This is a genomic window from Blastococcus sp. KM273128 (assembly GCF_021698975.1).
GTDB lineage: Bacteria > Actinomycetota > Actinomycetes > Mycobacteriales > Geodermatophilaceae > Blastococcus.
In genome coordinates this window covers 1-7,539 of record NZ_SSXA01000116.1, presented here as the reverse complement: position 1 = coordinate 7,539, position 7,539 = coordinate 1, and the positions used below count along the sequence as shown (strand labels likewise).

At 74.0% G+C, this 7,539-nt stretch carries 5 protein-coding genes; 1 reads left to right on the top strand and 4 read right to left on the bottom strand.

The genetic code is table 11. The features are described 5' to 3' along the window. Positions 1–229: 229 nt before the first annotated feature. Positions 230–1,450 (bottom strand): acetyl-CoA C-acetyltransferase, encoded by a 1,221-nt coding sequence (locus tag E9529_RS20510; protein WP_236833121.1) that lies wholly within the window; start codon positions 1,448–1,450, stop codon positions 230–232. Positions 1,451–1,572: 122 nt separating this feature from the next. Continuing rightward, on the bottom strand, positions 1,573–2,613 hold the full coding sequence (locus tag E9529_RS20505; RefSeq protein WP_236833120.1) for an SGNH/GDSL hydrolase family protein: 1,041 nt from the start codon (positions 2,611–2,613) through the stop codon (positions 1,573–1,575). 95 nt (positions 2,614–2,708) lie between these two features. Between E9529_RS20505 and E9529_RS20500 the strand changes: the two genes are divergently transcribed. Then, positions 2,709–4,034 (top strand): DUF2252 domain-containing protein, encoded by a 1,326-nt coding sequence (locus tag E9529_RS20500; protein ID WP_236833119.1) that lies wholly within the window; start codon positions 2,709–2,711, stop codon positions 4,032–4,034. Between the two features lie 107 nt (positions 4,035–4,141). On the opposite strand, the gene E9529_RS20495 is transcribed toward E9529_RS20500, so the two are convergent. Together E9529_RS20495 and E9529_RS20490 are read right to left on the bottom strand one after the other, a co-directional pair. After that, positions 4,142–6,112: a VWA domain-containing protein gene (locus E9529_RS20495; protein WP_236833118.1), complete on the bottom strand. Its 1,971-nt coding sequence runs from the start codon at positions 6,110–6,112 to the stop codon at positions 4,142–4,144. Between the two features lies 1 nt (position 6,113). After that, positions 6,114–7,539 (bottom strand): sigma 54-interacting transcriptional regulator (locus tag E9529_RS20490; RefSeq protein WP_236833117.1); only part of this gene is annotated, 1,426 nt, incomplete at its 5' end.

The window sequence follows — 7,539 nt, the reverse complement described above, 5'->3', positions numbered from 1 at the left end:
GGATAGGTCCCTCGACAAGACCCATCCTTGCTGGTCAGGAGCACTTTTCAGTTGATCAACACCCGGTCACGCCGCTCTCCCGTGAAAGCCCCGGGCTAATGTCAGTACGAGATATGGACGTTGCCGTTCGCGGAGTAGGGCCACCGGCGACGACGACGGCCCGGCCCCGTGAGGGGGCCGGGCCGTCGTCGCTTCTGGCCTCGCTGCGAGAGCAGCGGGGCCGGGGCGATCAGGAGAGGCGCTCCAGGACCATCGCCATGCCCATGCCGCCACCGACGCACATGGTCTCCAGGCCGAAGGTCTTGTCCTTGGTCTGGAGGCCGTTGATCAGCGTGCCGGTGATGCGGGCGCCGGTGCTGCCGAAGGGGTGCCCGACGGCGATGGCGCCACCGTGCACGTTCAGCTTCTCGATCGGGATGTTCAGGTCGCGGTAGCTCGGGATGACCTGCGCGGCGAACGCCTCGTTGATCTCGACGAGGTCGATGTCCTCGATCGTCATGCCCGCCCGCTTCAGGGCCAGGCGCGAGGCGTCGACCGGGCCGTAGCCCATGATCTCCGGCGAGAGGCCGGTGACCGCGGTGGAGACCACGCGGGCCAGCGGGGTGAGGCCGAGCTCGCGGGCCTTGGTGTCGCTCATAAGCACCACGGCCGAGGCGCCGTCGTTCAGCGGGCAGGCGTTCCCCGCGGTGACCCGGCCGTCGGGGCGGAACACCGGCTTGAGGCCGGCGATGCCCTCGAGCGTGGTGCCGGGCCGCGGGCCGTCGTCCTTGGAGACCACGGTGCCGTCGGGGAGGGTGATCGGGGTGATCTCCCGCTCCCAGAAGCCGTTGTTGATCGACTCCTCGGCGAGGTTCTGGCTGCGGACGGCGAACTCGTCCATCTCCTGGCGGGTGACGCCCTTGAGCAGCGCCAGGTTCTCCGCCGTCTGGCCCATGGCGATGTAGACGTCGGGGACGTCGCCGTTCTCCCGCGGGTCGGTCCACGAGTCGGCGCCGCTCTCGGCGGTCTTGGCGACGCGGGCCTCGGCGTCGGCGAACACCGGGTTGTGGGTGTCGGGCAGCGAGTCGCTGTTGCCCTTCACGAACCGGGAGACGGTCTCCACGCCGGCGGAGATGAAGACGTCGCCCTCGCCGGCCTTGATCGCGTGCAGGGCCATGCGGGTGGTCTGCAGCGAGGAGGAGCAGTAGCGGGTGATGGTCGTGCCGGGCAGGTGGTCCATGCCCAGCAGCACGCTGACCACGCGGCCCATGTTGTGGCCCTGCTCGCCGCCGGGCAGCCCGCAGCCGAGCATGAGGTCGTCGATGTCGCGCGGGTCGAGGGCGGGCACCTTGTCGAGCGCGGCCCGGATGACCGCGGCGGCGAGGTCGTCGGGGCGCATGTCCTTGAGCGACCCCTTGAACGCGCGCCCGATCGGCGAGCGCGCGGTCGAGACGATGACGGCTTCTGGCATGGTTCCTCCACGGTGAGGTGGGTCCGGGCGCAGCTCGCCGGACGTCGGTCACCTCGGAAACTACCCCCGCGCCGCGGTCGGGCGGCCGGCCGCAGGCCAGGAGGGCGCCGGTGTGGCCGGGGTCACCCTGAACGGCCGGTGAGCGGGCTGCCCGCCTCGTCGCCGGCGTGCTCGGCCTCGTCGGGGGTGGGCATCTCGGTCGGCCGGCGCCGGCGCAGCAGCGCCCAGGGGCCCCACGGGCCGGTCTCCGACCCGGCCACCTCCGCCGGCTGGACCTCGGTGCCGGGGCGGTTGACGGCGCGGGCGGCGGCGCGGGCGACCGGGCGGGCGGTCTCCCGGCGCAGCGCCCGCAGCTTGCGGTCGGCCGCGGCCGGCCAGACGCCCAGGGCGTCGGCGACCGAGGGGAGCAGCACCGCGGCCGCGGCGGCGTAGCCCGCGGCGCTGGGGTGGAACTCATCGACGCTGAACATGGTCGAGTCCGAGGCGAACGCCGGGCCGAGCAGCGAGCCCAGGGACACCGTGCGCCCCCCGGCCTCGACGACGGCGATCGTCTGCGCCGCGGCCATCTGCCGGCTCCACCGTCGGGCCAGCGTGCGCAGCGGCTGGGCGATCGGCCGGATGGTGCCCAGGTCGGGGCAGGTGCCGACGACGACCTCGCAGCCGGCCGCGGTGAGCCGGCGGACGGCGTCGGTGAGGTGGCCGACCGAGACCGACGTCGGCGTGCGGGCGGTGACGTCGTTGGCGCCGATCATGATGACCGCGACCGTCGGTTGCTCGGCCAGCGCGCGCTCGACCTGCTCGTCGAGGTCGGCGGCGCGGGCGCCGGAGCGGGCCAGGCGCACCAGTCGCACGGGTCGCTCGGCGAGCTCTGCCAGCCCCGCGGCGACGAGCACGCCCGGCGTCTCCGCGGCACGGTGCACGCCCAGCCCGACGGCGCTGGAGTCGCCCAGGACGGTGAGCACGATCGGCGTCCCGCCTCCCCGGCCGTAGACGCCGTCGCCCGACGGCGGGTCCTGCTTGGTGGTGCGGGACTCGACCCGGCGGCGGGCCGACCGCGCCTCCTCGCGCAGGAGGGCGACCAGGGCGGCACCGGCGAGACCGACCCCGCCGCCGCCGTAGGCGGCACCGGTGGCCAGCCGTCGGGCCGTGACCGTGCGGATCATGGTCCCTCCGTCCCTGATCGGTGCCTGCGTCATCGGGGCACCACCGACGTTATCGGCCCCCTACGGTGCACCTTGTGCCCCCATCCCTCCGTGGTGTGACCCCGTCCCCCGATCCCGACGCGCGGACGCGGCAGATCGTCGACGTGCTGGTCGAGGCCTTCGGCGACCTCATGGACGCCGACGCCCTGGCCTTCCGCGCGAAGTTCCGCAAGATGGCCGCCGACCCGTTCGCCTTCTACCGGGGCAGTGCCCCCCTGTTCTACGCGGACATGGCGACGACCGAGGACCGCTGGTGCGACGAGCAGACGTCGCGGGTGTGGATCCACGGTGACCTGCACGCCGAGAACTTCGGCACCTACATGGACGCCGAGGGCCGCATCGTCTTCGACGTCAACGACTTCGACGAGGCCTACCTAGGGCACGTTAGCTGGGACCTGCGCCGCTTCGCCGCCAGCTTCGCGCTCATGGCCTGGCGCAAGGCCCTGTCCGACGAGGTGATCAGCGAGCTGATCGCCGTCTACCTGCACGCCTGGCTCGACCAGGTCGCGGCCTTCACCCGCTCCGATGCCGACCGCGAGTACGCGCTGCTGGCCGGCAACACCAGCGGCGCGGTGCACGACCTGATCCGCCGGACGGCGACCCGCACCCGGCTGGGCCTGCTGCAGCGGATGACGGTGGTGGAGGGCGACGAGCGCCGCTTCGCCGACTCGCCGCGCAACCGCCGGCTGGAGGACGCCGAGCGGGCGGAGGTGCTCGAGGCGCTGGAGCGGTACAAGACGACGCTGCCCCCGCGGCCCTGGCGGCGGGAGGTCGCCTACGACGTCAAGGACCTCATCGGCACCGGCGGCTTCGGCATCGGCAGCGCCGGGCTGCCGGCCTACAACGTGCTGCTCGAGGGCTACGACCAGGCGCTGGAGAACGACGTCGTCCTGTCGGTGAAGCAGGGGAACGTGCCGGCGCCGAGCCGCGTGGTCACCGACCCGGGCATCCGCGAGTACTTCGAGCACGAGGGCCACCGGACGGCGGTGAGCCGGCGGGCGCTGCAGTCGCACGCGTCCCAGTTCCTCGGCTACACCGACATCCGCGGCACCGGCTTCGTCGTCGCGGAGCTCTCGCCCTACGAGCTCGACCTGGAGTGGGACGACCTCACCGAGCCCGCCGACATGCGGCCGGTGCTCGAGCAGCTCGGCCGGGCCACCGCCAAGCTGCACTGCGTGGGCGACGCCGACAGCGACCACACCCTCGTGCCGTTCCAGACCGAGGAGGCGATCACCGCGATGCTCGCCGGCCGGGACGAGGAGTTCGTCGCCGACCTGGTCGCGTTCGCGCACGGGTACGCGCACCGGACGCAGGAGGACCACCGGCTGTTCGTGGACGCCTTCCGGGCGGGCCGCATCCCGGGCATCAGCTCCAGCGGCTGAAGACGAAGGACCCCGCCCCCTGCGGCTCCGTCCCGAGGCTCGCCTCGAGCCTGCGAGGGGTGAGGAGGACGGGGTCCTTCCTGGGGCCGTTCCAGCACGTCACCCAGCTAGCGGCCGCGGCGGGAGCGCAGGTAGTCGGCGACGACGTACTCGCCCAGGCGCTCGGCGTCGGGCTCGAACACCCGGCCGCCGGCCCGCTGGGTGAGGTCGTGCACGAAGTGCACCAGCCCCGGGTCGGGGTCCAGGGCGAACACGTTCACCGTGGCCCCGGACCGGGCGACCCGCTCCACCTCGGCGACGGTGCGGGCGATCGTCTCCGGCATCGGCGGCCAGCAGAAGAACGGCGTCCCGTCGTCCTCCAGGTGCGCGGTCGGCTCGCCGTCGGTGACCACCAGGACCACCGGCTCGGCGTCCCGGTGCCGGGCCAGGAACCGCCGCGCCAGCATCAGCCCGTGCTGCAGGTTGGTGCCCTGCAGCGTGTCCACGGAGAGCTCGGCGAGCGTCTCGGGGCGCAGCACCTGGGCCGTGGAGGAGAAGCCGATGATCTCGATGGCGTCCTGCGGGAAGCGGGTGGTCACCAGCGAGTGCAGCGCCATCGCCGTCGACTTCGCCGCACCCCACGTGCCGCGCAGCGCCATCGAGTAGGAGAGGTCGACCAGCAGGGCGACCGCGGCCCCGGTGCGCCGCTCGGTCTCCACGACCGCGAAGTCCTCGACGGCGATCCGCACCCGGGTGCCGGTGCGCGGCTCGCCGGCGGTCCGCAGGACGGCGTTGCGCACCGTGCGGACGACGTCCAGCGGCTGCTCGTCGCCGAACCGCCACTCCCGGGAGCTGCCGGTGAGCTCCCCGGCGGCACCGGCGTCCGCGACGTCGTGCTCACCGCGGCCGGTGGCGTCCAGCTTGGCGAACACCCGGCGCAGCGCGGTCGCGCCCAGCCGCCGGACCGCCTTGGGCGAGAGCTCCAGCGTGCCGCCCGAGCGGTTGAGGTAGCCCTGCCGCTCCAGCTCGCGCTCCAGCTGCCGCAGCGCGGCCAGGTCGTCGGCGGCCGAGCGGCCCAGCGCCCGCTGCAGCAGCTCCTCGTCGACGTCGGCCAGCGACGCCCCCGCGTACCCCTGCGACAGCTGGTTGGACAGCGCCTCGAGGTCGGCGAGCTCCGCGACGGCTGAGGTGGCGTCGCCCATGCCGAGCGCCTGCTCGCCGTCGGGCACCTGGCCGCGCTGGCCCCACGGCAGGTCGGGGCGGGCCTGCCGCAGCGCGTCGGAGAGGTGGGCCATCTCGCTGGCCAGCCCCATGTCCTCCATGGTCTGGGCCATGAGGCCGGCGAGCTCGGCCCGCTGCTCGGGGGAGAGGCCGGCCATCATCCGCTGCTGCGCGGCGGCCCGCCGGGCCAGCGAGTCGATCAGCTCCTCGACCGACTCCGGCTGCTCGGGGAAGAACTGGCCGTGCTTGGCCATGAAGTCGGCGAACTGCTCGTCGGTGTCCTCGCCGCGGTTGTGCGCGTCGACCAGCCGGGAGAGGTCGGCGACCATGTCCTTGACCGCCTGCATGTCCTCGGGCGAGGCGTTCTCCAGCGCCTGCTTCATCGAGGAGAACGAGCTGTCGAGCACCTCGCGGCGCAGCAGGTCCTGGATCTGCTCGTAGGCCTGGCGGGCCTCCGCCGAGCGCCAGTCGTACTCCTTGAGCGCGCGGACGGCGCCGGCGGTGTCCTCGGGGAGGGCGTCGAGCTCGGCCTCCTTGAGCCGAGCCATGTCGTCCGGGTCGGGGAAGAGCTCCCGCCGCTCGGCCTGCACGGCGCGGTCCAGCAGCTCCCGCACCTCCTCCAGCGTGCCGTCCATCCGGCCGGCCGTGCGGGCCTGGCGCAGCCGCTCGCGCACCTGGCGGCGCAGCTCGTCCAACCCGCGGCGGCCCTGGGTGCCGCGGCGCAGCAGCTCGCGCAGCGCCTCCCGCACCCCGCTGCCGTCGAGCACCGAGTCGCCGATCTCGTCGACTGCGTCGCCGAGGTCGTAGGGCGGCGCCAGCGGGTCGGGGCCGCCCCGCCAGGCGCCGTACCGGTAGCCGCGCGGGCGGCGCGTGCTCACCTCAGGCCCCGTACACGGTGCGGCCGCCGTCGGTGTCCTTGGCCAGCCGGCGGGTCAGGTGCAGGCCCTCGAGGGCGAACTCCACCGCGGCCGCCGCCTGCTCGGCGGACTGGTCGCCCTCGGGCACGCCGAGCCGGCCCAGCAGCTCGGCCAGCCGGGGGACGGTGCCCAGCTGCCCGAGCAGCGCCGGAGCGGGGACGAGGTCGCCGGACTCGACGGTCTCCCCGCCGGTGAAGTGCTCCTGCAGCCCGGTGAGGTCCAGCCCCGCGCACCGCGCCCGGAAGGTCTGGGCGGTGGCCTGGCGCAGCAGGTGCTCGAGGATCTCCAGCTCGCGGTCGTCGTCGGGGTCGGAGCCGGCGTCGGCGAACTCGACCTTGCCGCGGCTGGCCGGGACGATGCTCGGCAGGTCCACGACCCGCGCGACCGGCCGGGTCTCCCCGGACACCGCCGCCCGGCGGACGGCCGAGGCGGCGACGGTCTCCAGCCCGGCGATGGCGAAGCGCGCGCTGACGCCGGAGCGCTGGTCGACGTGGCTGGACTCGCGCACCAGCCGGGTGAACCGGGCGACGATCTCGACCAGGTGCTGGGGGACGACGGGGGCGTCCAGCGCGGCCTGCCCGCCCGGGGCGCCCAGGCCGCTGGTGCGCGCCTCCTGCTCCAGCAGGCGGATCTCGTCGGCGAGCTCGATCGGGTAGTGGGTGCGCACCTCGGCGCCGAACCGGTCCTTGAGCGGGGTGATGATCCGCCCCCGGTTGGTGTAGTCCTCGGGGTTCGCGCTGGCGACCAGCAGCAGGTCCAGCGGCAGCCGGACGCGGTAGCCGCGGATCTGGATGTCGCGCTCCTCGAGCACGTTGAGCAGCGCGACCTGGATGCGCTCGGCGAGGTCGGGCAGCTCGTTGACGCTGAAGATGCCGCGGTTGGTGCGCGGCACGAGGCCGTAGTGGACCGTCTCGGGGTCGCCCAGGGTGCGGCCCTCGGCCACCTTGATCGGGTCGACGTCGCCGATGAGGTCGCCGACGGAGGTGTCCGGCGTCGCCAGCTTCTCGCCGAACCGGTCGCTGCGGTGCAGCCAGCCGACCGGGGTCGCGTCGCCGTGCTCGGCGATCTGCCGGTGCGCCCAGACGCTGATGGGCTGCAGCGGGTGCTCGTTGAGCTCGCTGCCGACGAGGACGGGGGTCCACTCGTCGAGCAGGCCGACGAGCGTGCGGATCAGCCGGGTCTTGCCCTGGCCGCGCTCGCCGAGTAGCACGAGGTCGTGGCCGGCGATGAGGGCGCGCTCGACCTCGGGCAGGACGGTGTCCTCGAAGCCGACCATGCCGGGCAGGGTGGGCGAGCCTTCGGCCAGGCGGGCGAGCAGGTTGGCGCGGATCTCGGCCTTGACCGGGCGGGCGGTGGCGCCGGTCGCGCGGAGCTCACCGAGGGTGGTG

What these genes read in the sequence shown, in the direction of transcription:
- E9529_RS20505 (WP_236833120.1), bottom strand. Translation starts at nt 2,613, where the DNA reads ATGATCCGCACGGTCACGGCCCGACGGCTGGCCACCGGTGCCGCCTAC.
- E9529_RS20510 (WP_236833121.1), bottom strand. Translation starts at nt 1,450, where the DNA reads ATGCCAGAAGCCGTCATCGTCTCGACCGCGCGCTCGCCGATCGGGCGC.